The following is a 547-nucleotide window of genomic DNA, read 5'->3' on the forward strand; positions in this document are numbered from 1 at the left end:
GTTCTGCAGCTCACCAGCGCGCTGGGGTGTCCAACAGCTCGCGATCTGAAACCGTCCACAGGCGCCGGCGCGCCTTTTTTATCCGTTCAATTTTTAAGGAGACTCCCATGCTGGGTCAAATGATGCATCAGCCCCTGCTGATTTCTGCTTTGCTACGCCATGCGGAGCGCCACCACGCGGACCAAGTGGTGGTGTCGCGTCGGGTGGAGGGCGATGTCCACCGCTGCACCTACCGGTGTCCTACGGCCTGGATCGCATCGATCCTGAGCGCGACATCAGGCTCAACCTGATCGAGGCCGGTCCGCGCGTGCTGCGCTCGCTGYCCGAGCGCATGTCCGCAGCGGCCACACAGTTGCTCGAGAAGATCGACGTTCGCGTGCGGACCAGCGCCAGGGTGACCGCCGTCACCGCCGCCGGTGTGCAGCTCGCGAACGGAGAGACCGTTCCCGCTGAGCTGGTGGTGTGGGCTGCCGGCGTCAAGGCGCCGGCATTCCTCGCCCAACTCGACGGCCTGGAAACCAATGGCATCAACCAGCTTGTCGTGAAG

The 547-nt window shown here is 64.1% G+C and carries 1 protein-coding gene; it reads left to right on the top strand.

Features of this window, described 5'->3' with window-relative positions; all coding sequences use genetic code 11:
* Positions 1-235: 235 nt before the first annotated feature.
* Positions 236-547, top strand: a 312-nt coding sequence (locus ACXJ3V_RS20595) for an FAD-dependent oxidoreductase (protein ID WP_457102216.1), incomplete at its 3' end; no start/stop codon positions are given.

The sequence above is a fragment of the Microbacterium sp. P5_E9 genome (assembly GCF_054049175.1).